This window comes from Streptomyces sp. NPDC004539 (assembly GCF_040610055.1).
Classification (GTDB): Bacteria; Actinomycetota; Actinomycetes; order Streptomycetales; family Streptomycetaceae; genus Streptomyces.
This window is the reverse complement of the sequence record NZ_JBEXLS010000003.1, coordinates 259449-285267: the sequence shown is the minus strand read 5'-3', so window position 1 is coordinate 285267 and position 25819 is coordinate 259449. Positions and strand designations below refer to the sequence as shown.

Below are 25819 nucleotides of genomic sequence, written 5' to 3'. Positions count from 1 at the left end.
ATGACCGACGTGCTGGTGGCGCAGGGTCTCGTCAAGTCGTACGGCGGGGTACGGGCGTTGGACGGGGTGGACATCCGGCTGCGGGCCGGGGAGGTGCACGCGCTGGTCGGGGAGAACGGGGCGGGGAAGTCGACGCTGGTGCGGATTCTGGCGGGGGTGGTGGGGGCGGAGGGAGGGGTGGTGCGGTGGGGTGCGAGGCACGGTGCCGCCCGTGTTCAAGTCGCCACCGTCTCCCAGGAGTTGAGCCTGTTCCCCGATCTCTCCGTGCGCGAGAACCTCTTCCCGTACGACCCTCCGCGCCGCCTCGGTCTCCTCGACCGGGCCGCCATGGACCGGGCGGCCCGGCCGGTGCTCGCGGAGCTGGGGCTGGACGTCGACCCGGACGCCGGACTCGGTGGACTCCCGCTGGCCGACCAGCAGTTGACGGAGATCGCGCGGGCGCTGCTGCGGGAGCCGGAGCTGCTGATCCTCGACGAGCCGACCTCCGCGCTGCCCGCCGACGCGGTCGCCCGGCTGGAGCGGGTGCTGCGCACGCTCACCGCGCGGGGCATCGCCGTGCTGTACGTCTCGCACTTCCTGGAGGAGGTGACGCGGATCGCCCGGCGGGTGACGGTGCTTCGGGACGGCCGGGTCGCCCTCGCCGGGGTGCCGCGCGCGTCGGTGGACGTGCCCGAACTGGTGACGGCGATGCTGGGCGGACGTCCCGAACCGGCCGTACGCCGACCGCAGGCCGTGCGGGAGGGGGTGCCGCCCGTGACGCTGGCCGGGGTGTGCGTGCCGGGGCGGCTCAGCGACGTGACGTTCGGCGTCCGCGCGGGCGAGGTCGTCGGGGTCGCCGGGCTCCAAGGGGCGGGCCATCTCGACGCGTTGGAGGTGGTGTGCGGGCGGGCGGCGGTCTCGGCGGGCCGGGTGGACGTCGCGGGGCGGGGCCGGCCGCGCTCGCTGCGGGACGCGGTGCGGGCGGGGGTCGCCTTCGTGCCGAGCGACCGGAAACGGTACGGGCTGATGACGGACCGCACGGTGTGGGAGAACGCGACCGCCGTGAGCTGGCTGGCACTGGGGCGGGGCGGGGCCGTACCGCGCCGCGCCGAACTGGTGCGGGAGACAGGGGAACTGACGGACCGTCTGCGGCTGCGGGGTGGGCCGTACGACGTGGTGGGGCGGTTGTCGGGCGGGAATCAGCAGAAGGTGGTGTTCGCGAAGTGGCTGGCCGCCGGGCCGAAGGTCGTCGTGCTGGACGATCCGACGCGGGGTGTCGACATCGGCGTACGCGGTGAGATGCACCGGATCGTGGGCGAGTTGGCGGAGCGGGGGGCGGCCGTGCTGCTCGCGTCCACGGATCTCGCGGAGTTGACGGAGATGTGCGACCGGGTGGTGGTGTTCGTGCGGGGGCGGGTGGCGGGAGAGGTGAGCGGGGCGGGGCTGACGGAGCACGGGTTGGCGGTGGCGATGCAGCGGGGAGTGGGCAATTCGGTTTGAACGGTGAGATGTTGACGGTCCGTCAGCCCGACAGCGCTCGCGTCAGCGCCCTCGCCGCCGCGCACACCCTCGCCCCCACCCGGTCCATGTCGAGTCTGCGGGTGCCGCCGGTGACGGAGATCGCGGCGACGGGGCGGGAGCCGTGGCCGAGGGCGTAGACGGGGGCGGCGACGGCGGAGACGCCGATCTCGGCCTCCTCGCGGTTGACGCCGTAGCCGCGGGCGCGGGTGAGGGCGAGGTCGCGGGCGAGCTGGCCGGGCAGGACGAGGGTGCGGGGCGTGAGGCGGGGCAGGGCGCGGCGCGGCGGGCGGGCACCGAGGGCGAGGAACACCTTGCCGGTGGCGGTGCAGTGGGCGGGGAGCCGGCCGCCGGTACGGGAGACGATCGGGGTGGCGCGGCGGCCGGTGACCTTCTCCAGGAACAGTGTGTCGGCGCCGTCCGGGACCGCCAGGTGGACGTTCTCGTGGGTCGCCTCGTGCAGGTCGCCGAGGAACGGCAGGGCGGCGTCGCGCAGTTCGCGCACGGACGGCGCCGACTGGCCTAGCACGAACAGCGCGAGGCCGACGCGGTAAGCGCCTTCGGGGGTGCGCTCGACGAAGCCGAGGCGGACCAGTTCACCGAGGAGCCGGTGCGCGGTGGGCTTCGGGAGGCCGGTGCGCAGGGCGAGTTCGGCGAGGGAGAGGGCCGTGTCGCTGCCCCCGCACGCGTGCAGCAGCAGCGCCCCGCGGGCGAGCACCGACTTCGGCAGCGGACCGTCCGTCATGTGCCGATGATCGGGCCCGGCGGGCGGGGTGACAAGACGCCGGTCCCTGTGAGTGCCGTGCGAGTGTCGCCCTACCCTCGCAGCGGTACGTCCACCAGCAGCGGCCCCGTCAACTCCCCCGCCCCCGCGACCAGTTCACGCACCTGCCCGGCGCTCCGCGCGCGCACCGCGTCGACCCCGAAGAACCCCGCCGCCCGCGTGAAGTCCAGCTCCCCCAGCTCCGTACCCGGACAGTCGCCGACTCCCCCCAGCGTCTTGTACGTGTCCTGGAGCGTGCGGTACACCCCGTTGTTCATCACCACGAACAGCACCGGCGTGCCCGACCGGGCCGCGTTCCACAGCCCTTGCAGGCCGAACAGCGTGCAGCCGTCGCCCAGGACGGCGACGACGGGCCGTCCCGGCTCGGCGAGGGCGCGGCCCACGGCGGCGCCGACCCCCCAGCCGAGGCCGCCGCCGACGGTGTGCGTGTAGCTGCCGGGCCGCTCCAGGCGCAGCAGGCGGCGCAGCAGGAGTCCGGTGGTGATGGCCTCCTCGACGACGACCGCGCCGGGCGGGAGTCCGTCGGCGACGGCGTGCGCGGCGGCCCACGGGTCGAGCGGGGCCGGCGAGTAGGCGGCTCGGGCCGCGGCCTCGGTGCGTTCCCGCTCGGCGCGGTGCCGGGCGCCCGCCGCCCGCAGCCGGGAGGCCGCGGTGTCCTCGGGCACGCGCTCGCGCAGCAGGTCCGCGAGCCGGTCGAGGGAGGGGGCCAGGGCGCCGACGAGCCCGGCGTCGGCGGGGAAGTTGCGGCCGATCTCGTCGGCGTCGGAGTCGAGCTGGACGACCGTGAGGCCGGGCGGCAGGGCGGGGCCGGGGGTGTAGTGGTGCGGGGTGAAGGCGTGCGCGCCGGCGATGAGGACGGCGTCGTAGGGGGCGAGGGCGGTGCGGACGGCGTCGTGGCGGGGCGGGAGCGTGCCCGCGTGCAGGGGGTGGGTGGTCGGGAAGTCGAGGCCGTCGCTCATCGGCTGGTGGTGGACGGTCGCGCCGAGCGCCTCGGCGGTGCGGACCAGCGCGGCGAGGGCGTTCTCGCGGGCCACGCCGTCGCCGGCGACGATCGCGGGGTGCCGGGCGGCGGCGAGGAGGGCGGCGGCGCGGTCGAGCCCGGGGGCCGGGCCGAGCGGGGGCGTGGGGGTGCGGGGCGGGACCTCGACCTCGGTGTCCTCCAGGAGGACGTCCATCGGGACCGACAGGAACACCGGTCCGGCGGGCGGCCGGCGGGCCAGCGCGAAGGCGCGGCGCAGTGCGAGGGGCAGGTCGTGGGCGTGCTGGACGTCGTACGCCGCCTTCACCGCCGGGGTCGCGAGGCCGACGAGGTCGCCGGTGAGCATCGGGTCCTGCTGGAGGTGGCGGCGGTCCTGCTGGCCGGCCGTCACGACCAGGGGGGTGCGGGAGCGGCGGGCGTTGAGGAGGCCGAGCAGGCCGTTGGCGAGTCCGGCGGCGATGTGCAGGCTCACGAACGCCGGGCGGCCGGTGCCCCGGGCGTACCCGTCGGCCATCGCGACCACCGCGCCCTCGTGGACGCCGAGGACGTACTCCGGCGCGTCCGGGGACGCCGACAGGGCTGCCAGGAACGGGAGTTCGGTGGTGCCGGGGTTCCCGAAGACGCGGTCCACGCCTTCGCTCCGCAGGATGTCCAGGACGGCGCGGGCTGGCCTGTGACCCATGGGGGCTCCTCCGGGAGGGCGGTGGGGGGTTCCGCGGGTCAGGGTCCGGGGGCGGGGGTGCGGGGGCAAGGGGGACGTGTCGGTGAGCGGTACGGGCGCCCGCCCGGTGCCGGGAGGTGCGAGGGCCACCCCCCGGCGGGGGCGGGTCAGCGGTCGGTGAAGGTCTCCCCCTTGGCGGCCTTCTCGACGAGGAGGGCGGGCGGGGTGAAGCGCTCGCCGTAGGCGGCGGCGAGTTCGCGGGCGCGGGCGACGAAGCCGGGTACGCCGCCGTCGTAGCCGTTGACGTACTGGAGGACGCCGCCGGTCCAGCCGGGGAAGCCGATCCCGAAGAGGGAGCCGATGTTGGCGTCGGCGACGGACGTGAGGACGCCCTCCTCGACCAGGCGGACCGTGTCGAGGGCCTCCGCGAACAGCATGCGTTCCTGCATGTCCCGGAAGGGGATCTCGGTGCCCGCGCGCGTGAAGTGCTCGCGCAGTCCGGGCCACAGGGCCGTACGCCTGCCGGTGTCGTCGTAGTCGTAGAAGCCGGCGCCGGCGCCGCGCCCCTCGCGGCCGAACTCGTCGACCATGCGGTCGATGACGGCCTCGGCGGGGTGCGCGGTCCAGGTGCCGCCCGCCTCCTCGACGGCCCGCTTCGACTCGGCGCGGATCTTGCGCGGGAGGGTGAGGGTCAGCTCGTCCATCAGGGAGAGCACCTTCGCCGGGTAGCCCGCCTGGGCCGCGGCCTGTTCGACGGAGGCGGGTTCGATGCCCTCGCCGACCATGGCGACACCCTCGTTGAGGAACTGGCCGATGACCCGGGAGGTGAAGAAGCCGCGCGAGTCGCCGACGACGATCGGGGTCTTCCTGATCTGCCGGACCAGGTCGAAGGCGCGCGCGAGGGCCTCCTCGCCGGTCCGCTCGCCCTTGATGATCTCGACGAGGGGCATCTTGTCGACGGGCGAGAAGAAGTGCAGGCCGATGAAGTCGCCCTGGCGCTCGACGCCTTCGGCGAGGGCGGTGATGGGGAGCGTCGAGGTGTTGGAGCACAGCAGCGCGTCCGGGGCGACGACGTGCTGGATCTCCTGGAACACCTTGTGCTTGAGGGAGGCGTCCTCGAAGACGGCCTCGATGACCGCGTCACAGCCCGCGAGGTCGGCGGGGTCGGCGGTCGGGGTGATGCGGGCGAGCAGCGCGTCCGCCTTCTCCTGCGGCATCCGGCCCTTGGCGACGGCCTTGGCGCACAGCTTCTCGGAGTACGCCCTGCCCCTGGCGGCGGCCTCGGGGGTGACGTCCTTGAGGACGACGTCGATCCCGGCGCGCGCGCACGCGTAGGCGATGCCGGCGCCCATCATCCCGGCGCCCAGGACGGCGGCCCGGCGGACCTGGCGGGGGGCGGTCCCCTGGGGGCGGCTGGCGCCGGAGTTGACGGCCTGGAGGTCGAAGAAGAACGCCTGGATCATGTTCTTCGAGATCTGCCCGGCGGCCAGTTCGACGAAGTAGCGGGCCTCGATGACCTGCGCGGTCTCGAAGTCGACCTGGGCGCCCTCGACGGCGGCGGCGAGGATGCGGCGCGGCGCCGGGTAGGGGGCGTTGTTCGTCTGCTTGCGCAGGGTCGCCGGGAACGCGGGCAGGTTCGCGGCGAACTTCGGGTGGGCCGGGGTGCCGCCGGGGATGCGGTAACCGGGCCTGTCCCAGGGCTGGCGGGACTCGGGGTTCGCGTCGATGAACGCGCGTGCCTTCGCGAGGAGTTCGTCGCGGGTGGCGGCGACGTCGTCGACCAGACCGTTCCGGAGCGCTCTGGCCGGGTTGTACTGGGTGCCCTGGAGGAGGACCTTCAGGAGGGCGTCGGCGATGCCGAGGAGGCGGACCGTGCGGACGACGCCGCCGCCCCCGGGGAGCAGGCCGAGGGTGACCTCGGGGCAGCCGACCTTCGTGCCGGGGGCGTCGAGGGCGATGCGGTGGTGGCAGGCGAGGGCGAGTTCGTAGCCGCCGCCCAGGGCCGCGCCGTTGATCGCGGCGACGACCGGCTTGCCGAGGGTCTCGATGCGGCGCAGGTTCCGCTTGATCTCCAGGCCGCCCTCGAACAGCTCCTGGGCGGTGTCGGGGGTGACGCGGATGAGGTCGCGCAGGTCGCCGCCGGCGAAGAAGGTCTTCTTCGCCGAGGTGACGATGATCCCCTTGATGGTGTCCTTCTCGGCCTCCAGGCGGTCGGTGACCGTGGCGAGGGAGGCGCGGAAGGCGGCGTTCATGGTGTTGGCGGACTGGTCCGGGTCGTCGAGGACGAGGGTGACGACGCCTTCGCGGTCCTGTTCCCAGCGGATGGTCGTGGAGTTCATGGGGTGCCTTCTCGGTGATCCGTCGGGAGGGGGTCAGACGCGCTCGACGACGGTGGCGATGCCCATCCCGCCGCCCACGCACAGGGTCGCGAGGCCGTAGCGCTTGTCCTGGCGCTCCAGTTCGTCGACGAGGGTGCCGAGGATCATCGCGCCGGTCGCGCCCAGCGGGTGGCCCAGCGCGATCGCGCCGCCGTTGACGTTGATCTTGTCCAGGGGCAGGCCCATGTCCCTGGCGAAGCGCAGGACGACGGCCGCGAACGCCTCGTTGATCTCGACGAGGTCGATGTCGTCGATCGTCAGGCCCGCCCTGGCGAGGGCCTTGCGGGTGGCGGGCGCGGGGCCGGTGAGCATGATGGTCGGCTCGGAGCCGGAGACGGCGGCGGAGACGATCCGCGCGCGCGGGGTGAGGCCGTGGCGCTCGCCGACCTCGCGGGAGCCGATCGCGACGAGGGAGGCGCCGTCGACGATGCCGGAGGAGTTGCCCGCGTGGTGGACGTGGTCGATCTTCTCGACCCAGTGGTACTTCTGGAGGGCGACCGCGTCGAAGCCGCCGAGTTCGCCGATGTCCGCGAAGGACGGCTTGAGGCGGGCGAGGGAGTCGGCGGTGGTGCCGGGGCGGGGGTGCTCGTCGTGGTCGAGGACGGTGAGGCCCGCGCGGTCGACGACCGGGACGACGGCCCGCTCGAAACGGCCCTCCTTGAGGGCGGTCGCGGCGCGCTCCTGGGAGAGCGCCGCGTACTCGTCGACGTCGCGGCGGGTGAAGCCCTCGATGGTCGCGATGAGGTCGGCGCCGATGCCCTGGGGCACGAAGTTCACGGCGAGGTTCGTCATCGGGTCGTTGAACCAGGCGCCGCCGTCGGAGCCCATCGGGACCCGCGACATCGACTCCACGCCGCCCGCGAGGACGAGGTCCTCCCAGCCGGAACGGACCTTCGCGGCGGCCGAGTTGACGGCTTCGAGGCCCGAGGCACAGAAGCGGTTCTCCTGGACCCCGGCGACCGTGTCCGGCAGGCCCGCCGCGAGCGCCGCGATCCGCGCGATGTCCGAGCCCTGGTCGCCGTGCGGGCCGACGACGCCGAGCACGATGTCGTCGATCGCCGCCGGGTCCAGGCTCGGCAGCCGCTCCTGGAGCGCCCGCAGGAGGCCGGTGACCAGGTCGATCGGTTTCGTGCCGTGCAGGGCGCCGTCGGCCTTGCCGCGTCCGCGCGGGGTGCGGATCGCGTCGTACACGTACGCTTCGGTGCTCAAGGGGTGGGCCTTTCGGGGGGCCGGGTGGGTTTCGGGTGGGCCGGGGTTTCGGGCTGGGGCGGCGTGAGTCGGGGTGGATCTGGGTGGATCTGGGTGGGTCGGTTTCAGGAGCTGGGATTGGCCGGTCGTTCGGGGGCCGGGGTCGGCCTGGGGCTGTGAGTGGGCCGGGTTCCGAGTGGTCGCGGGGTGTGCGGGTCAGTCGGTCGCGGGGCCCCGGCCCGTCGCGAGTCCCGGTATCCCCCAGTCCCTGGCCACGGCCGCCGTGTCGGCGCCCGGCCGGGCGGGGGGTGTGCGGATCGTGGCCGGGGTGGCGGAGAAGCGGGGGGCGGGGGCGGGCTGGGTGAGGCCGGCGTGGTCGGTGAAGGTGCCGCGCGCGGCGAGGTGCGGGTGGTGCGGGGCCTCGCTCAGGGACAGCACCGGCGCCACGCACGCGTCGGAGCCCTCGAAGACGGCCGTCCACTCGTCCCGGGTACGGGACCTGAAGCGGGCGGCGGTCGCCTCGCGCAGGGCGGGCCAGCGGGCCGGGTCCTTGCGGGCGTCCGCGAAGCCGTCGAGGCCGAGGAGGGCCGTGAACTCGGCGTAGAACTGCGGCTCCAGTGCGCCGACGGCCATGTGCCCGCCGTCGGCCGTCTCGTACGTGCCGTAGTACGGGCAGCCGCCGTCCAGGAGGTTCGCCGCGCGCCGGTCCTGCCAGCCGCCGGCCGCGAGCATGCCGTGGAGCATCGCCGTGAGATGCGCGGTGCCGTCCACGATCGCCGCGTCCACGACCTGTCCGGTGCCCGTCGCGCGCGCGTGGTGGAGCGCGGCGAGGACGCCCACGACGAGGTAGAGCGAGCCGCCCGCGTAGTCCCCCAGGAGGTTCGCCGGGGCGGGCGGGGGCCGGTCGGGGCTGCCGGTGATGCCGAGGGCGCCGGTGACGGCGATGTACGCGATGTCGTGCCCGGCGCGCTGGGCGAGGGGACCGTCCTGGCCCCAGCCGGTCATCCGGCCGTACACCAGGCGGGCGTTGCGCGCGTGGCACTCCCGCGGGCCGACACCGAGGCGCTCGGCGACCCCGGGGCGCAGGCCCTCGATCAGGACGTCCGCGCGGGCGGCCAGGTCGAGCACCTGTGCCGGGCCCTCGGGGGACTTGAGGTCGACGACCACCGAGCGCTTCCCCCGGTTCGTGACGTCGTGGGCCGGGTCGATCGCGAGGACCGGGCGGCCGGGGCGGTCCACCCGGACGACGTCGGCGCCGAGGTCGGCCAGGAGCATCGCGGCGAACGGGCCGGGGCCGATGCCGGCCAGCTCGACCACCCGCACCCCGGCGAGCGGTCCCTGCGCTGCCGTCGTCATCCAGCCCCCTCGCCGTCGTCACCGCCGATGCTAGGAACGCGCTCCCGCCGAGCACAAGAGCAAGCGCTTGGAAACTAGCCTGTCCGGGTGCCGGATGCTTGATCGTGCCCGGCACCCTCCACGCTAGCCTCAGGCACTGACAACGGCGCACCGTACGACCCGAGGGGTGTCATGAGCAGGCTGAAAAAGACGGACCGTCCGTACGACGTCGTGCTGTTCGGGGCCACCGGCTTCGTCGGCACGCTCACCGCGGAGTACCTCGCCGAGCACGCCCCCGGGGAGCTGCGGTGGGCGATCGCCGGGCGCAGCACGGAGAAGCTGGAGCGGCTGCGGGAACGGCTGCCCGGCGGCGAGGACGTCGGGGTGCTGCACGCGGACGTGGCCGACACGGCGTCCCTGCGGGCGCTCGCGGAGCAGGCGCGTGTCGTCGCCACGACCGTCGGGCCGTACGTCACCTACGGGGACGACCTCGTGGCCGCCTGCGCCGATCACGGCACGGACTATCTGGACCTCTCCGGGGAGCCGGAGTTCGTCGACCTGACCTATGTGCGGCACGACGCCCGCGCGCGGGAGACCGGGGCGCGGCTGCTGCACGCGTGCGGGTTCGACTCCGTCCCGCACGACCTGGGCGCGTACTTCACGGTGCGTCAGCTGCCCGAGGGGGTGCCGCTGACCGTCGACGGGTTCGTGAGCGCCGACGCGATGATCTCCGGCGGGACGCTCTCCTCCGCGCTGAACCAGTTCTCGCGCGGGCGCCAGGTGTTCGCCGCGGCGCGGGACCGGGCCCGGTACGAGCCGCGGCTCGTGGGCCGCCGGGCGGGGGCGCCCGCGGGCGCGCCCCGGTTCGCGTCCGAGGTGGGGGCGTGGGCGCTGCCGCTGCCCACCCTCGACCCTCAGGTCGTCGTGCGTTCCGCGCGTGCTGTGGCCCGGTACGGGCCCGACTTCCGTTACCGGCACTACGCAGCCGTCCGGCGTCTTCCGGTCGCCCTCGGGGGTGTCGCCGGGGTGGGCGCGCTCGTCGCCGCCGCGCAGGTGCCGCCGGTGCGGCGCTGGCTGTCCTCGCGGCTGGAGCCCGGGGAGGGGCCCGGCGAGGAGAAGCGGGCGCGCAGTTGGTTCTCCGTGCGGTTCGTCGGGGAGGGCGGTGGGCGGCGGGTGTTCACCGAGGTGTCCGGCGGGGACCCCGGGTACGGGGAGACGGCGAAGATGTTCGCGGAGGGGGCGATGGCGCTCGCGCTGGACGAACTGCCGCCGGTGGCGGGGCAGGTGACGACCGTGGTGGCGATGGGGGACGCGTTGACCGAGCGGTTGCAGAAGGCGGGGATCAGGTTCCGGGTGGCGGCCCGGGTGTGAGGGACGTGGCCTCTCGGGAGGGGCGATCCGGTCGAGGTCGGTCGGGTTCCGTCAGATCTGCCACTCCACGAGGGTGTAGATCATGCCGCCGATCCAGCCGAGACCTGCCAGCGCGGCCAGGATGAGGGCGGCGTTGACCGCGCGCTCGACGGGGCGGGCGGGGTCGGTGAGGGGCTTGGGGGCGCGGTGGCTCGTCATGGGGGTCAGCCTGCCGGGGCGGGCGGGGCGCCACATCCGTACAGGTACTCAGATCGACGGATGATCAGATCGGCGACGTCCGGGTGCCTGTGGCCTCCTGCCGGGTGTCCGTGGCCTCCTGGAGGGCCCGGCGGCACAGCGCGTCCGCGCGGCGGGTCGTCTCCGGGAGGCGGAAGCGGGGGGTGAGGGCGAGGGTGTGGGCGCACGCGTCGTCCAGGGTGACGCGGTGGCCCACGGAGACGAAGACGGGCTTCACGTCCGCGCGGGTGCGCAGGGCTCGGCCGACCTCCTCGTCGCCCGCCCGCAGCGGTGTCGACGATCCGCGCGGGGGGCTCGGTTCGGCGTACGTGAACGTGAACGGGTTCTTCGCGACGCCGATCGTGCGGAGGCCGGTGAGGACGCCCAGGTGGCTCGCCAGGCCGAAGCGGCGGGGGTGCGCGAGGCCGTAGCCGTCGCACACGACCGGCCCGGGGTCGCAGGGGAGCGCGGCGAGGGCCGCCATGACCGTCGGCAGCTCCCGGAACGCCAGCAGCCCCGGAACGTACGGGAACGAGATCCGCCCCACCGCCGTCGCCTCCGCGACGACCTCCAGCGTCCCCGCGTCCAGCACGACCGCCGCCGCCGCGACGACGTCCCGCTCGTCGTCGTAGGCGACGTCCACCCCGGTCACGTGCCCCGTGCCGGGCGGGGGTCCCGGTTCGTCGGTCACCACCCGCGCGCGGAGGGCGTCCTGGACGGCGCGGGCGGCTTCTTCGGTGGCGGGCCAGCCGGCGGGGATCTGTACGGTCGTCATGGTGGGTCGAGGGTACGGGGTGGGGTGCGGGGTCAGCGTTCCAGGCGGGCCGCTCTGCCCTGTTCGCCCGACGCCCAGCAGGTGCGGTCGGGGGTGCAGGTGACGGTGTCGAAGGAGCCGGGGGTGAGGGGGTGCCAGGTGCGGCCGGCGTCGGTGGTGAGGTCGGTGCCGGTGGGGCCGACGGCCAGGGCGGTGGTGCGGGAGTGGGGGAGCCAGGTGACGCCGGAGCGGTAGGCGGGCGGGGGGACCGGGGCGGGGTGCCAGGTCCGGCCGCCGTCCGTCGTCACCGCTGCGGGGGTCGGGGAGGGCTGGTCGGGGCGGTAGTCGCCGCCCACCGCGATGCCGTGGCGGGGGTCGCGGAAGGCGAGGGCGAAGACGCCGCGGGCCGGGTCGGCGGCCGGGACCGGGGTGTCGGCGGCGGTCCAGGTGCGGCCCCGGTCGCGGGAGTGCAGCACGCGCGCGTGGGCGGCGCCTCCGGTGGCGAGCCAGACGTCGCGGGGCCCGGAGGTGACGAGGCACTGGCCGCTCGCCGCGAACCCCGCCTCGCCGTCCAGCGCGGGCGGCATGCCGGTGCCGGGCAGGACGCTCCAGGTGCGTCCGCCGTCGGAGGTCGACAGGATGCGGAACTTCCCGTCCACCGGGTCGCTCATCGCGAGGCCGTGGCGGCGGTCGAAGAAGGCGAGGCAGTCGTAGAAGGCGCGCGCGTCGGTGTTGCGGAAGGACTCCGTCCAGCTCGCCCCGCCGTCGTCCGTGCGGTAGATCCGCGACGCCTCGCCCTCCCCGATCGCCAGCACCACCGCCCGGCGCGCGTCGAACGCCTCGACGTCCCGGAACTGGAGGTCCTGCGCGCCGGGCGGCGACACGTTCCGCCAGCTCGCCCCGCCGTCCGTCGTCCGCAGCACGGTCCCCTGCGTCCCCGCGATCCACGCCGTGTCCCGGTCGACGGCCGCGAGCCCCCGGAAACGCACGGTCGGCGCCCCGGTGTCCTTCAGCGCCCACCGCGCCCCGCTCAGCCCGTCCCGTGCCCCGTCGACAGCACCCGGCACGCCCCGCACCCCTCCCGGCCCGGCCCACTCCCCCGTCCCCGCCCGCGCGGGAGCGGCGCTCAGCAGCGCCAGCACCACCCCGCAGACCGCCCCCAGGGCAGCCCCCTTGCGTCCCCTGGCCGCCGTACCGCCCACACGTCGCGTGATCCCCGAGCGCCTCATGGCGGGCGAAGCTAGCGGACGTCCCGGAGCGCGTCCAGAGGCCCTCCCGGCATGTTCTCCCCGTGCGCGGGTACTCCCCGGTTCCCGCCTCTTCCGTCACTGTTGAGCCGGAAGTCCCCACAAGCCCCTCCGGTCCCCCGCGTACGGTGACCGACGTCACGTGAAATCAAGGTGCACGGATCGGGCCGTTCCGGCGTCTCTTCAAGTGTCGAGTGTCCTCCGACCGGAAGTTCGCCCAGCAGTCACAAGGGAGCAAGACGATGTCCACCGTCATCGATCAGCCCGTAGAGGCCCGTCTTGTCGCCGCCGCGCCCCGGATGCAGAGCATCCCCGCCACGCTGCACTACGACCGGACCGATCCCTTCGCCGTCCGGATGACGTTCCCCGCGCCGGCCACCCTGGAGGGCGTCGAGGTGTGCTGGACGTTCGCGAGGGACCTGCTCGCGGCGGGCCTGGTGGACGCGGAGGGCGACGGCGACGTCCGGGTCCGCCCCTACGGCTTCGACCGCACGGTCCTGGAGTTCCACGCCCCGGAGGGCACGGCCGTCGTCCACGTCCACTCGGCGGACGTCCGCCGCTTCCTGGCGTCGACGAGCGAACTGGTCCCGGTCGGCCTGGAACACCTCCAGCTGGACCTGGACCACGACCTCGCGGAGCTCATGCGCGACGCGTACTGACCGATTCCGACCGGAACGACCGCCCTGTAAGAGGGCGCGTCAATTCCTTTGACAGCCCCGAACCGCCCTCCTTACGGTTGACCCGCATCTGTTGCCGCCGATTGGAGAAGGACGTTGCTCGTCTGAGGTCCCGAGACACCGCGTCGCACAGCGAACCGTCTTCGCGTGCTGTGTGCGCAGCGTCCGACCTCGGCGTACGAGCCGTCCCGCAGTGGAACGGTGCCCCGAGCCGACCTCCGGTGTCTCGACACGCGTCTGCCCCTGACCGCATGCGCACACCGCGAGGCTTTCTTGAGTCATTCCATCACCGCTTCCGCCCTCTCCTTCGCCTGGCCCGACGGCACCCCCGTCTTCGAGGAGCTGGACCTCGCCTTCGGCCCCGGCCGGACCGGACTCGTCGGGGTCAACGGGTCCGGCAAGTCCACCCTGTTGAAGCTGATCGCCGGGGAACTGCCCCCGGCCGACGGCACCGTGCGGGTGGCGGGCGAGATCGGCTACCTCCCGCAGAACGTCACCCTGGGCACCGCCCTCAGGGTCGACGAGGCCCTCGGGATCGACGCCCGCCGCGCCGCCCTGCACGCCATCGAGGCCGGCGACTCCTCCGAGGAGCACTTCGAGGCCCTCGGGGACGACTGGGACGTCGAGGAGCGCGCCCTGGCCACCCTGGGCGAGCTGGGTCTCGGGCACATCGGCCTGGACCGCACGATCGGCGAGGTGTCCGGCGGCGAGTCGGTGCTCCTGCGGCTGGCGGCGCTGCTGCTGCGCCGTCCCGACGTCCTCCTGCTGGACGAGCCGACCAACAACCTCGACCTCCACGCGCGCGCCCGCCTGTACGCCGCCGTCTCCGCCTGGTCGGGCGTCCTGGTCGTCGTCAGCCACGACCGTGAACTCCTGGACCTGGTCGACCAGATCGCCGACCTGCGCGCCGGGGAGGTCACCTGGTACGGCGGCGGCTTCAGCGCCTACGAGGAGGCGCTCGCCGTCGAGCAGGACGCGGCCGAGCGGATGGTGCGCGTCGCGGAGGCGGACGTCCGCCGGCAGAAGCGCGAACTGAGCGACGCGCAGGTCAAGCTGGCCAAGCGCAAGAAGTACGGGCAGAAGATGCAGGACAACAAGCGCGAGCCGAAGATCGTGATGGGCCTGCGCAAACGGTCCGCGCAGGAGTCCGCCGGCAAGCACCGCATCCTGCACGAGGAGCGCCTCGCGGAGGCGAGGGAGCGGCTGGACGAGGCGGCGGAGGCCGTCCGGGACGACGACGAGATCCGCGTCGACCTGCCGTACACAGCCGTACCCCCGGGCCGGGGCGTGCTGTCGCTGCTGGACCTGGAGACGGCGTACGGCACGCGCGTGGGGAGCCTCGATCTGCGCGGGCCGGAGCGGGTCGCGCTGATCGGACGCAACGGCGCGGGCAAGACGACGCTCCTGCGGACGATCGCCGGGGAGCTGGCGCCGGTCGCGGGCGAGGCCGTCGTCCACGTCCCGACGCGGTTCCTGCCGCAGCGGCTCGACGTCCTGGACGACGGGCTGACGGTGGCCGAGAACGCGGCCAGGTTCGCGCCCGGGGCGACGAACAACCGGGTCCGGGCCCGGCTGGCCCGGTTCCTGTTCCGGGGCGGCAGAGCGGACCAGAGGGCCGGGACGCTCTCCGGGGGCGAGCGGTTCCGGGCGGCGCTGGCGTCCCTGATGCTCGCCGAGCCCGCCCCGCAGCTCCTGCTGCTGGACGAGCCGACGAACAACCTCGACCTGGCGAGCGTGCGCCAGCTGACGACGGCCCTGGAGTCGTACGAGGGCGCCCTGGTCGTGGCCAGTCACGATCTGCCGTTCCTCCGGTCGATCGGGGTGACGCGCTGGCTGGAGCTGGACGGCGGGCTGCGGGAGGGCGCCCCGGAGTGACCCACCGGTATCTCAGCTGAGCCACAGCCTTCCGGCAGGGCTTCTGCGGACCCCGCGCGGGGTTGCATGATGGCGGACCGGCGACCCGCACCAGGGCGCCGGACCGCCGTCGCCGATTCGGAGAACTGGACGTGCCCAGCAAGAAGGCCCTCATCCGCCGCCCCGGCCCGCGTCTCGCGGAAGGGCTGGTCACGCACATCGAACGCACGAAGATCGACCCGGACCTCGCCCTGGAGCAGTGGGAGGCGTACGCCGGGACGCTGGCCGCGCACGGCTGGGAGACGGTCGAGGTGGAGCCCGCCGACGACTGCCCGGACGCGGTGTTCGTCGAGGACTCGGTCGTCGTGTTCCGCAACGTCGCCCTGATCACCCGCCCGGGGGCGCGCTCCCGGCGGGGCGAGACGGCCGGCGTGGAGGAGGCGGTGGCCCGGCTGGGCTGCTCGGTGAACTGGATCTGGGAGCCGGGCACCCTGGAGGGCGGCGACGTCCTCAAGGTCGGCGACACGGTGTACGTGGGGCGCGGCAGCCGGACGAACGCGGCGGGCATCCAGCAGCTGCGGGCCGCGTTCGAGCCGCTCGGCGCGCGCGTGGTGGCCGTTCCGGTGAGCCGGGTGCTGCATCTGAAGTCGGCGGTCACCGCGCTGCCCGACGGGACGGTGCTGGGGCACGTCCCGCACGTCGACCGGCCGTCCCTGTTCCCGCGGTTCCTGTCGGTCCCGGAGGAGTCCGGCGCGCACGTGGTGCTGCTCGGCGGGCACAAGCTGCTGATCGCGGCGAGCGCGCCGAAGACGGCGGAGCTGCTCACCGACCTCGGGCACGAGGTGGTGACGGTCGACATCAGCGAGTTCGAGAAGCTGGAGGGCTGTGTGACGTGCCTCTCGGTGCGGCTGCGCGACCTGTACGACTGACCGACTGACCGGCTGACCGGCTGACGGCGTCACTCCGACGGCCCCGGGACCTGGGCGTTCCAGGGCACCCGGTAGGTTCGGGTGATCGTCCGCGACCCCGCTGATCAGCACCCTTTACAACGGGCTTAACCTACGGTCTCGTAACCTACGGTTTCGTAGCCTACGATCCCGTAGGTTCCGGCACCGCTCGCCGGAGTGTTCCGCCCCGCTTCACGTCCCTGGAGTTCTTGTGACGATCACCTCTCCGCACCTGGGCAGCCCCGCCGGCTGGACCGACGCCCGGCTGCTGTACGCGTTGGAGGAAGTGGTCGAGAAGGAACTGAACCGGCACCTGAAGGTCACCAAGGACTGGATGCCGCACGAGTACGTGCCGTGGGGCGACGCCCGGAACTTCCCCGGTTTCTTCGAGGACGGCGAGGCCTGGGACAAGGAGCAGTCGAAGGTCACCGAGATCGGCCGGATCGCGCTCGTCGTGAACCTGCTGACCGAGGACAACCTGCCGAGCTACCACCACGAGATCGCCTCCCTCTTCGGGCGCGACGGCGCCTGGGGCACCTGGGTGCACCGCTGGACGGCGGAGGAGGGGCGGCACGGCATCGTCATGCGCGACTACCTGCTCGCCTCCCGCGCGGTCGACCCGGACAAGCTGGAGCAGTTCCGGATGGCCCACATGAGCGAGGGCTTCGAGTCGGACAACAGCCACTCCATGCTGCACTCCGTGGCCTACGTGTCCTTCCAGGAGCTCGCCACCCGGATCTCGCACCGCAACACCGGGCACCAGTCCGGCGACCCGGTCTGCGACCGGATGCTGGCACGCATCGCGGCCGACGAGAACCTCCACATGATCTTCTACCGCAACCTCCTGAAGGCCGCGTTCGAGATCGCCCCCGACCTGACCATGCAGGCCGTCCGGGACGTCGTCGTCGGCTTCCGGATGCCCGGGCACGGCATGCCGGGCTTCGAGCGGGCCGCCGCGCAGATGGCGATCGGCGAGGTCTACAACATGCGTATCCACCACGACGACGTGCTCTCGCCCGTGCTGCGCTACCTCAAGGTCATGGACATCGACGGGCTCGGCCCGGAGGGTCTGCGGGCGCAGGAGGAGCTGGGCCTGTTCATGAACGGGCTCGACGCGGAGGCGCGGAAGTTCGACGAGAAGCTCGCGGCGCGCAAGGCGCGGATGGCGGCGCGCGCGAGCGCGTGAGCGTGTAGAGCGGTGAGTGGGGCGGGCCGGGTCGACCGGGCCGCCCTTTCCGCGTTCCCGGAGTGTGCCGGCGTTCCCGGAGTGTGTCAGCGGCGCTTGAGGTGGTGGCGTTCCTTCTCGGAGAGGCCGCCCCAGACGCCGAACTGCTCGTCGTGCGTGAGGGCGTGGTCGAGGCAGGCCGGGCGGATCGGGCAGAGGCCGCAGATCTGCTTGGCCTCACGGACCGAGCTGCCCGGTTCCGGGAAGAAGAACCCGGAGCCGGTCTGTGCGCACAGGGCCTCCTGCTGCCAGGAGAGGTCGGGGGCGAGCGTCGTGTCGGTGGACATGACGGGATCGTGCCGGGTGGACGAAAACGTTTGATCAACGGGCGATCAACGGGCCGGTGCGGGGGCGGTCGAGGGGTGCGCGAGCGGGCGAGCGGGGCGCGGGTGGGGGGCGATTGTCAGTGGGCGGTGCAAGACTCGGCGGTCAAGGGATTCCTGCCGAGGAGGGTGGCCATGCTCACCACACGTTTCGTCGAGGGCGCTCCGAACTGGATCGACCTGGGGACGCCCGACATCAAGGGTGCGAGCGAGTTCTACGGCGCGCTGTTCGGCTGGCGGTTCGAGTCGGCGGGGCCGGACGCGGGCGGGTACGGCTTCTTCCGGTCGGACGGCAGGACGGTGGCGGCCGGGATGGAGACGACCGGGGAGCAGGGGCCGCCGTCCTGGACGCTGTACTTCCAGACGCTGGACGCGCGGGCCACCGCCGAGGCCGCCTCGCGGGCGCGCGGCAAGGTGCTGGTGGCGCCGATGGACGTGATGGGGCAGGGCACGATGGCGATCCTCGCGGACGAGGCGGACGTACCGTTCGGTCTCTGGCAGCCCGCCCTGCTCCCCGGCCTCGATCTCGTCAACGCGCCGGGCTCGCTGTGCTGGACCGAGCTGTACACCGCCGACATCGCCGCTGCCGCCGCCTTCTACCGCGCCGCCCTCGGTCTGGAGACGTCCGGCATGCCGTTCCCCGGCGGTACGTACACCTGCGTCAACCCCAAGGACATGGGCGAGGACGCGATGTTCGCCGGCCTCGTCCCCCTCGCCGACGCGCCCGACGAGGACCGCGCGTACTGGCTCCCGTACTTCGAGGTCACCGACACGGACGCGGCGGTCGCCACGGCGGTGGAGCACGGCGGCAGCGTCCGGACTCCGGCCGTGGACATGGAGGGCGTGGGCCGTTTCGCCAAACTGACGGACCCGTACGGGGCCCGGTTCGCGGTGATCAAGAGCGCGGTGCCGGAGGAGGGGTGAGGGCGCAGGAGTTCGGAGAACCGGGTCCTGGGGCCCGAGCCCCCGCGGCTCACGCCGACGCCCTCCGGATCAGTCTCGTCGGGAGTACCACGCTGTTCAGGGGGGTGCCGGGGGCGGACGGGGAGGTGCGGGAGAGGCGTGCGAGGAGGAGGCGGGTCATCAGGCGGCCCATCTCCTCGATGTCCTGACGGACCGTCGTGAGGGGCGGGTCGGTCTGTTCGGGGATGGGGAGCATGTCGTCGAAGCCGATCACGGCGACGTCCTCCGGCACCCGCCGCCCCTGTTCGCGCAGGACGCGCAGCGCCCCCGAGGCGGACAGGTCGTTCGCGGCGAAGACCGCGTCGAGGCCGGGGCGCCGGTCGAGGAGTTCCCGCATCGCCCGCTCCCCGCCGCCCGGCGTGAAGTCCCCCTCCGCGAGCAGGGCGGGATCGGTGTCGCCCACGACATCGAGGTACCCGTCGAGCCGGTCGACCGCCGAGGTCTGGTCCAGCGGCCCGGTGATGTGCGCGACCCGGGTCCGCCCGAGGCCGACAAGACACCGCACGGCGTCCTGCGCACCGCCCCTGTTGTCGCTGTCGACGTAGAGGGTGGCCGCCTCCCCGGAATCCGCCCCGCCCTCACGCCCCGCCTCGACGCCGTACCCCGTCCCGCCCGCACGGCCCGCCACCCCGTACGCCCCCTCACCCGCACGGCCCGCCCCCGCCCCGTACCACCGCTCCCCCTCACCGCGCGCCCCGGCGCCGTGGCTTTCGCCGCCCTCGGAACCCGCCGCCACGCCGTACTCTCTCCCACCCTCGAAACCCGCCCGCAAGCCGTCCCCCTCCGCCCCCCGCGCCCCCAGAGCCCGGCCACCCGCCCGCCGCTCTCCGCCCCAAGCCCCACGCCACTCCCCCACCCCCACGTCCCCCCACACCCCGACCCGGCCCCCGCCCCTCCCCGGCCCTCCGGCCCCGCCACCCGCCCCCGCGGCCCGAGCCCCGGCACCCCCCTCGCCCGGCCGCACCCCCCGAGCCCCTCCCCCGGCCCGCTCCCCGCGCCCCTCCGCGTCCCACCCCGGCCGGCCGCCGATCACCATCGGTACGCCCGCGCCCCGGATCAGCCCCGGGAGCGGATCGTCGAGGTGGAGGGAGAACACGAGCGCCCCGTCGACGTGCCCGCCGGCGAGATAGCGGGCGACCCGCGCATGGTCGTCCCGCCCCTCCGTGAGCAGCAGGACGAGTTGGTTGTCGCGGGCGGTCAACTCCTTGCTGATCCCACGGAGTTGATGCCCGAAGAAGGGGTCGGCGAAGACCCGCGTCTCGGGTTCGGCGATGACGACGGCCACGGCGTCGTGGCGCCGGGTGACGAGGCTGCGGGCGGCCTGGTTGGGGACGTACCCCAGCTCCTCGACGGCTCGCCGCACCCGCTCGACGAGCGGTTCCCGCACCCCGTCGCCGCCGTTGACGACGCGTGACACGGTCGCCCGCGACACCCCGGCCCGCGCGGCGACGGCCTCCAGAGTGGGACGCGGGGCGATGTCGGTCACGTCGTCTCCTCCAGGGCCGGTCTGCGGATCAGGATAGTCACCGCGCGCCCGCCGGGAGATCGACACCCCCCCTCGGTCAAGGCCGTTGCGAGGCACCCGCGGCGCCCGCCGGCCGGACTCTCAGTGCTCGTGGGGCGGTTCGTACCCGGGGATCGTCCCGTCGGGCTTCTTCACCAGGAACAGCCCCACCATCCCCATGTCGGAGTGGCTCTGGACGTGGCAGTGGTACATCCAGGCGCCCGCCCCGACCCCTTCCCCGGCGATCACCTGGAAGCCGAAGGAGTCGGCGGGCCCGACGATCTTGTTGTCGACGACCCGGGTCGGGTCGTCGGGTCCGGTGAGCATGCCGGTGCGGTTGTCGGCCCAGCGGTGACCGTGCATGTGGAAGGTGTGGTAGTACTCGCCGTGGGTGATCATGACGAACTCGACGCGATCCCCCACCGTGGCCTCGAAGTTCGGCCCGGAGTGCGCCGGCTTGTTGTTGATGAGCATGTCGTTGAAGACGATGGTGTGCGTCGCGTCCGGCAGGACGTCGCCCTTACGGCGCACGATCACCGGCCCGAACAAGCCCTTCCTGATGCCCACGGTGCCGTGCTCGGTGCCGACGACGTGGTCGTGGTAGTGCCAGTAACCGGCGCTGCCCGACCGCCAGGTGCCGTCCGCGCGGCGCCCGGGGAGGTGGGTGCGCCAGGTGTAGGTGCGGGTGGCGCCGGGGGCGACGTCGCTGTGGTTCATCTTCGTGCCGTCGCTGGTGATCTCGTAGTCGAGGCCGTGGACATGGAGGCTGACGGGGACGTCGAGGGTGTTCTCGAAGGCGATGTGCGCGGTGTCGCCCTCGTACAGCTCGATGAGCGGGCCGGGGACGGACGCCTTGCCCTTCTCGAAGCCGTAGCCCAACTGCCCGTCGGGGAGCCGCTCGGCGTAGAGGGTGAGGTGGCGGACCGTGCCGCCGGGGGGTGCCGCGACGGCGTTGCGGGAGTTCGGCGCGAGGCTCAGCGAGGCGGCTGCGGCGGCGCCTCCGAGCAGGGTCCGTCGGTCGAATCCGGGTCCGTCCATGCCCCAACTCCCCGTCCTGAGAAGGTGTGTGCGCAGGCGTGCCTGTGATGAACCTGTGAGACGGTACCGGCCCCGGGACTGTTTCTCCACACTCAGGACAAAGTTGGTGGGATTCCGGCCTTAGGTGTTGGCGTACGGCACAAAGCCGTCTAGCTTCCTTGGCGCTGTCCGCTGTGACCGAGGAGGTGCCCGTGCACTTACGAGGATCGAGCACGAGAAGACGGATCTGGCTGGCCACCGGGGTGGTCGTCGCGGGGCTGATGTCCGCGCCGGCCGCGGCCCAGGCGCTGCCACCCCCGACAACGATATCGATCAAGTCGCCGCCGGGCGGCGCGGATGTGAGGGTGCTGGTCTTCTACGGTTCCGCGGCGGCCGGTGACGAGTCGCCGGTCGTGAACGCGGGGATCGCGGCGATCGAGCGGATCGGCCTGTCGGGCCCGGCGGACCAGCGGTTCGCGGTGGACGCGACGGACGACGCCCGGATCTTCACCGACGGTACGGCGCTGGGGAGTTACAACGCGGTCGCCTTCCTGACCGGGGGCGGTGACGTCCTCGATCCTGACCAGGAGGCGGGACTCGAGGCGTACATGGAGGCGGGCGGCGGTTTCCTCGGCGTCCACGACGCGGCCCGCGCCGAGCCGTACTCGGACTGGTTCACCGGTCTGATCGGCGCCCGCCCGGCCGCGACGAGCCCAACGGCCGTGCAGCGCGCGGTCGTCGAGGTGGGCGACCGGCAGCATCCGGCGACGAAGGACGTGCCGGTGCAGTGGAAGCGAGCCGACCAGTGGTTCAACTGGGCCAGGAATCCGTCCGGCGAGGTCCACACCGTCGCCCGGGTCCGCGAGCGGTCGTACCAGCCCGGCACGGGTGCCAACGGCGCCGATCACCCGGTGAGTTGGTGCCGGGACTACGACGGCGGCCGGTCCTTCTACACCGGGATGGGCGGGACGGTGTCGTCGTACGACGAGACCGAGTTCCGCGCCCATCTGCGCGGCGCCCTGCTGTGGACGACGCGGCTGGTCCAGGCCGACTGCAAGGCCACGATCACCGCCAACTACCAGGCGGAGCGCCTGACTCAGCCCAACCAGCCCGGCCAGAACGACCAGATCGGCGAGCCGCACGGGCTGGTGACCGCGCCCGACGGACGGGTGCTGTACATCGGCCGGGGCGGCGCCGACTCCTCGCAGCCGGTGATCACCGACTGGAACAACCCGGACATCGGCAAGGGCAAGGGCGAGGTCCACGTCTACGACCCGAAGACCAAGAAGGTGACTCTGGCAGGGGCGTTGACCGTCTTCGGCAACAAGGGCGGCGGCGACGAGCTGGTCAAGGTCGAGGAGGGCCTGCTCGGCATCGAACTGGACCCGCGCTTCGCGGACAACGGCTGGGTGTACCTGCACTACACACCGCACTCGCAACTGAACCGGGACACACGGATCGCCGAACGCCGCGTCTCCCGCTTCACGTTGGACCTCGCGACGAACAGGCTGGACCTGGGCAGCGAGAAGGTCCTCCTCAAGTGGCCGGTCCAGGTGCACAGTTGCTGCCACGCGGGCGGCGGGATGTCCTGGGACTCGAAGGGCAACCTGTACATCGCGACCGGTGACAACAACTCCAGTCAGTTCAGCGAGGGTTACTCGGGCAACAACCCGGTGCCGAACTACAAGGGCGTCTCCTTCGCGGACGCGCGCCGCACCGCCGGCAACACCAACAACCTCAACGGCAAGATCCTGCGCATCCACCCGGAGCCCGACGGCACGTACACCCTCCCGGCGGGCAATCTGTTCACCGGCAAGGAGACCGCAGAGGGCGGCGGCAAGACGCGCGGCGAGATCTACGTGATGGGTGTCCGCAACCCGGCGCGCATCTTCGTCGACAGGAAGACGGACGTCCTGTACGCCGGCTGGGTCGGCCCCGACGCGGGCGCCCCCTCGACGACGTGGGGTCCGGCGAAGTACGACACGTTCGCCGCCATCACCCGTGCGGGCAACCGGGGTTGGCCGTACTGCATGGGCAACAAGCAGCCGTACCGGGACCGGAATCTGCCGGACCCGTCGAAGCCGCTCGGCTGGTACGACTGCGACCACCCGAAGAACGAGTCGCCGAACAACGACGGTCTCGTCAACCTGCCGCCGGTCACCGGGAACAACATCTGGTACTCGCCGCAGGGCGGCGCCCCCGACTACCCGCGCGACGCGAACGGCATCCCGTCCTACAAGCAGGCGGAGGCCACCTACCTGCTGCCGTGGCTCAAGGGCGGCGGGCAGGCGACGATGAACGGGCCCGTGTACCGCTACGACGCGACGAGCTCCGGCACGGCGAAATGGCCGTCGTACTGGGACGGCAAGTGGTTCGTCGGCGACTTCTACGACGGCGACCAGCCGCGCAACGCGGTCGTGATGGACCCGGCGAACCAGGGCGACGGCGGACTCCCCGTCCACTCCGAGTCGCTCAAGAAGATCGTCCCGGTCGGCAACGACCGCATCAAGAACCTCATGGACTGGAAGTTCGGCCCCGACGGCACGCTCTACGTCCTCGACTACGGGCGGGGCTTCTTCACCTCGGACGCCAGGTCGGCGCTCTGGCGGATCACTTACACGGGCGGCGGACCGACCCCGGCCGCCGGACAGCTCGCGCGGGGAGGCCAGTGATGCGCCGACGGAGAGTTCTCACCGCCCTGCTGGCGGCCGTCCTCATGCTGCTGGGGCTCCAGGCCGTCCCCAGCAGCGCCCAGCAGCCTCGGCAGGACACCGTCCAGGACCAGGTCCTCACCTGGACCGCCGGCAACGACATCACCCAGTACGTCTCCGCCCCGAGGACCGCCGTGGCCGGGAAGGCGACGATCGTCTTCGAGAACAGCGCCGCCACCGGCAACACGACCGGCATGCCGCACACGCTGACGTTCGTGACGAGCGACCCCGAGTTCAACAACGACGTCCAGCTCAACATCCTGGCCAACCCGTTCGACGACACGGGCGGCCGGCACACCGCCGAGGTGACCCTCACCCCGGGCCGCTACTTCTACCACTGCACGATCCCGGGCCACGGCCAGATGCAGGGCATCCTCGTCGTCACCGAGGGCACCGGCGAGGACACGACGGCCCCTGAGACGAACGCGGTCGTGTCCGGCACCCAGAACGCCCAGGGCCAGTACGTCGGTTCGGCGAGCGTCGCCGTCACCGCCACCGACGCGGGCTCGGGCGTCGACCGGATCGAGTACCGGCTCAGCGGCGACGGCGGCGAGAGTATCTGGCAGCCGTACACGGCGCCGGTCGTCGTGGACCAGATCGGCCAAAGCACCCTCTACCACCGGGCGTTCGACAAGGCCGGGAACGTGTCGGAGGAGAAGAGCGTCCGCTTCACGGTCGTCGCCCCGCAGAGCGACGACACGACCGCCCCGGACACCTCGGCGACGGTCAGCGGTCAACAGCGGCCCGACGGCTCGTACATCGACATGGCGACCGTCACCGTCACCGCGTCCGACACCGGTTCGGGCGTCGACACCATCGAGTACGCGGTGAACGACGGGAGTTGGCAGACCTACACCGCGCCCGTGATGGTGCATCAGCTCGGCACGCACACGGTCCGCTACCGGGCCACCGACAAGGCGGGCAACGTGTCCGCCGCGAAGTCCGCGCAGTTCACGGTGGTCGCCGCGCCCGCGCCCGACACCGTCCCGCCGGTGACCGGCGTGACCGTCACCGGGACGCGCAACTCCGACGGCGCGTACGTCGGTTCGGCGCGCGTCACCGTCAGCGCGACCGACGGGGGCGGTTCGGGGGTCGACCGGATCGAGTACTCGATCGACGCCGGACCCTATCTGGCGTACGGGGCACCCGTGGTCGTCGACCGGGCGGGCACGCACACGCTGGCCTACCGGGCGACGGACCGGGCCGGGAACACGTCGGCCGCGCTGACCGTCACCTTCACCGTCGTGGGCAGCTCGGTCCCGGCGCCCAACTGCCCCGAGTTCGACGAGCGGTTGACGGTGATCGTCGGGACGGTCGACTCGGGTGTGCCGAACCGGCTCACCGACAGCCGGTGCCGGATCAACGAGTTGATCGAGGACGAGAAGGAGTGGACGTCCCACGCGCTGTTCCTCAAGCACGTGAAGACCGTCCTCGACGGCCTGTTCCGGGCCGGTGTCGTCGACGACCGCGAGTACGACGCGATCGACGCGGCGGCCCGCGCGTCCGGGATCGGCACGCCCGGCCAGACCGAGGGCTACCGCACGATCATGGACGGGACGGCGGCGTCGCTCGCCAAGTGGCAGCAGGTGGGCGGCGGTTCGTTCGCGCCGAACCCGGACGGCTCGATCACCAGCGGCACCACCCGGCCGGGCCTCGGCATGCTGTGGTTCCCGCAGCGCACGTACGGCGACTTCTCGCTGCGTCTCCAGTGGCGGGACGACGCGCCGGGCACCGGGAACGCCAACTCCGGTGTGTTCGTGCGGTTCCCGTGGGTCCACGACCACCCGGAGGAGTCGCGGCCGGAGTGGGTGGCCATCAAGTACGGGCACGAGGTGCAGGTGTTCGACTCGCCCACCGGCGACATGTACAAGACCGGTTCGGTGTACGGCTTCGACCGGGTCGGGCTCGCCGGGGCGCAGGTCACGCAGAAGGGCACCTGGAACGACTACGAGATCCGGGTGGTCGACCAGCACTACTCGGTGTTCCGCAACGGCGTGCTGATCAACGAGTTCGACAACACCGGCGGGCAGGTCTTCGAGCCGCCGCGCGGTGACGATCCGGGGACCGACGGGCGGCGGTACGCGGCCGGGTACGTCGGGCTCCAGGTCCACGGGACGACGGACGTCGTGTCGTACCGGGACATCAGGATCAAGGAGCTGTAACCCAACGGCAGTCGCGGCCCACCGGC

Annotated in this window: 19 protein-coding genes and 2 pseudogenes; 9 read left to right on the top strand and 12 right to left on the bottom strand. The window is 73.0% G+C overall.

Annotated features, from left to right (window positions below; genetic code table 11):
• Positions 1–1479 (top strand): sugar ABC transporter ATP-binding protein, encoded by a 1479-nt coding sequence (locus ABZX85_RS07820; RefSeq protein ID WP_355863547.1) that lies wholly within the window; start codon positions 1–3, stop codon positions 1477–1479.
• 22 nt (positions 1480–1501) lie between these two features.
• On the opposite strand, the gene ABZX85_RS07815 is transcribed toward ABZX85_RS07820, so the two are convergent.
• The 5 genes from ABZX85_RS07815 to ABZX85_RS07795 all read right to left on the bottom strand — a co-directional run bounded on the left by ABZX85_RS07815 (position 1502) and on the right by ABZX85_RS07795 (position 8843).
• Entirely contained in the window at positions 1502–2242 is a 741-nt protein-coding gene (locus tag ABZX85_RS07815) for an IclR family transcriptional regulator (RefSeq protein WP_355863545.1), read from the bottom strand.
• A 71-nt stretch (positions 2243–2313) separates the two neighbouring features.
• Positions 2314–3942 (bottom strand): thiamine pyrophosphate-binding protein, encoded by a 1629-nt coding sequence (locus ABZX85_RS07810; RefSeq protein ID WP_355863543.1) that lies wholly within the window; start codon positions 3940–3942, stop codon positions 2314–2316.
• Between the two features lie 146 nt (positions 3943–4088).
• On the bottom strand, positions 4089–6260 hold the full coding sequence (locus ABZX85_RS07805) for a 3-hydroxyacyl-CoA dehydrogenase NAD-binding domain-containing protein (RefSeq protein WP_355863541.1): 2172 nt from the start codon (positions 6258–6260) through the stop codon (positions 4089–4091).
• Positions 6261–6293: 33 nt separating this feature from the next.
• Positions 6294–7508, bottom strand: a complete 1215-nt coding sequence (locus ABZX85_RS07800) for an acetyl-CoA C-acetyltransferase (RefSeq protein ID WP_355863539.1) — start codon at positions 7506–7508, stop codon at positions 6294–6296.
• 195 nt (positions 7509–7703) lie between these two features.
• A complete protein-coding gene (locus ABZX85_RS07795; protein ID WP_355863537.1) occupies positions 7704–8843 on the bottom strand; it encodes a CaiB/BaiF CoA-transferase family protein in 1140 nt (379 codons plus the stop codon).
• Positions 8844–9014: 171 nt separating this feature from the next.
• On the opposite strand from ABZX85_RS07795, the gene ABZX85_RS07790 reads away from it, so the two are divergent.
• The gene (locus ABZX85_RS07790; protein ID WP_355863535.1) at positions 9015–10193 is read left to right on the top strand and encodes a saccharopine dehydrogenase NADP-binding domain-containing protein; all 1179 of its coding nucleotides are present in this window, start codon (positions 9015–9017) and stop codon (positions 10191–10193) included.
• 51 nt (positions 10194–10244) lie between these two features.
• Here the strand turns inward: ABZX85_RS07790 and ABZX85_RS07785 are convergent, their stop codons facing one another.
• The 3 genes from ABZX85_RS07785 to ABZX85_RS07775 form a co-directional block, all read right to left on the bottom strand.
• The gene (locus tag ABZX85_RS07785) at positions 10245–10391 is read right to left on the bottom strand and encodes a hypothetical protein (protein ID WP_355863533.1); all 147 of its coding nucleotides are present in this window, start codon (positions 10389–10391) and stop codon (positions 10245–10247) included.
• A gap of 64 nt (positions 10392–10455) precedes the next feature.
• The gene (locus ABZX85_RS07780; protein WP_355863531.1) at positions 10456–11184 is read right to left on the bottom strand and encodes an endonuclease V; all 729 of its coding nucleotides are present in this window, start codon (positions 11182–11184) and stop codon (positions 10456–10458) included.
• 32 nt (positions 11185–11216) lie between these two features.
• On the bottom strand, positions 11217–12392 hold the full coding sequence (locus ABZX85_RS07775; RefSeq protein WP_355863529.1) for an oxidoreductase: 1176 nt from the start codon (positions 12390–12392) through the stop codon (positions 11217–11219).
• Between the two features lie 260 nt (positions 12393–12652).
• Between ABZX85_RS07775 and ABZX85_RS07770 the strand changes: the two genes are divergently transcribed.
• The 4 genes from ABZX85_RS07770 (at position 12653) to ABZX85_RS07755 (ending at position 17074) form a co-directional block, all read left to right on the top strand.
• Positions 12653–13069 carry an SsgA family sporulation/cell division regulator gene (locus ABZX85_RS07770; RefSeq protein ID WP_355863527.1) on the top strand — a complete coding sequence of 139 codons (417 nt, stop codon included), beginning with the start codon at positions 12653–12655 and terminating at the stop codon, positions 13067–13069.
• Positions 13070–13360: 291 nt separating this feature from the next.
• A complete protein-coding gene (locus ABZX85_RS07765; protein ID WP_355863525.1) occupies positions 13361–14962 on the top strand; it encodes an ABC-F family ATP-binding cassette domain-containing protein in 1602 nt (533 codons plus the stop codon).
• A 131-nt stretch (positions 14963–15093) separates the two neighbouring features.
• On the top strand, positions 15094–15870 hold the full coding sequence (gene ddaH, locus ABZX85_RS07760; protein ID WP_355863523.1) for a dimethylargininase: 777 nt from the start codon (positions 15094–15096) through the stop codon (positions 15868–15870).
• Between the two features lie 229 nt (positions 15871–16099).
• A complete protein-coding gene (locus ABZX85_RS07755) occupies positions 16100–17074 on the top strand; it encodes an acyl-ACP desaturase (protein ID WP_355863521.1) in 975 nt (324 codons plus the stop codon).
• A gap of 86 nt (positions 17075–17160) precedes the next feature.
• Here ABZX85_RS07755 and ABZX85_RS07750 read toward each other — a convergent pair whose 3' ends face one another.
• The gene (locus ABZX85_RS07750) at positions 17161–17400 is read right to left on the bottom strand and encodes a WhiB family transcriptional regulator (RefSeq protein WP_355863519.1); all 240 of its coding nucleotides are present in this window, start codon (positions 17398–17400) and stop codon (positions 17161–17163) included.
• A 171-nt stretch (positions 17401–17571) separates the two neighbouring features.
• Between ABZX85_RS07750 and ABZX85_RS07745 the strand changes: the two genes are divergently transcribed.
• The gene (locus ABZX85_RS07745) at positions 17572–18360 is read left to right on the top strand and encodes a VOC family protein (RefSeq protein ID WP_355863517.1); all 789 of its coding nucleotides are present in this window, start codon (positions 17572–17574) and stop codon (positions 18358–18360) included.
• Positions 18361–18409: 49 nt separating this feature from the next.
• Here ABZX85_RS07745 and ABZX85_RS07740 read toward each other — a convergent pair.
• The 3 genes and pseudogenes from ABZX85_RS07740 to ABZX85_RS07730 form a co-directional block, all read right to left on the bottom strand.
• A pseudogene (locus ABZX85_RS07740) lies at positions 18410–18946 on the bottom strand (substrate-binding domain-containing protein); the annotation flags it as partial.
• Between the two features lie 462 nt (positions 18947–19408).
• Positions 19409–19885, bottom strand: a pseudogene (locus ABZX85_RS07735) (LacI family DNA-binding transcriptional regulator); the annotation flags it as partial.
• A 120-nt stretch (positions 19886–20005) separates the two neighbouring features.
• On the bottom strand, positions 20006–20941 hold the full coding sequence (locus tag ABZX85_RS07730; protein WP_355863515.1) for a multicopper oxidase domain-containing protein: 936 nt from the start codon (positions 20939–20941) through the stop codon (positions 20006–20008).
• Between the two features lie 260 nt (positions 20942–21201).
• Here ABZX85_RS07730 and ABZX85_RS07725 point away from each other — a divergent pair, with 260 nt between their 5' ends.
• Complete coding sequence (locus tag ABZX85_RS07725; RefSeq protein WP_355864157.1) at positions 21202–23592, top strand: ThuA domain-containing protein; 2391 nt, start codon at positions 21202–21204, stop codon at positions 23590–23592.
• Positions 23592–25793, top strand: a complete 2202-nt coding sequence (locus ABZX85_RS07720) for a family 16 glycoside hydrolase (RefSeq protein ID WP_355863513.1) — start codon at positions 23592–23594, stop codon at positions 25791–25793. Before ABZX85_RS07725 ends, ABZX85_RS07720 begins: the two co-directional genes overlap by 1 nt.
• Positions 25794–25819 lie beyond the last annotated feature (26 nt).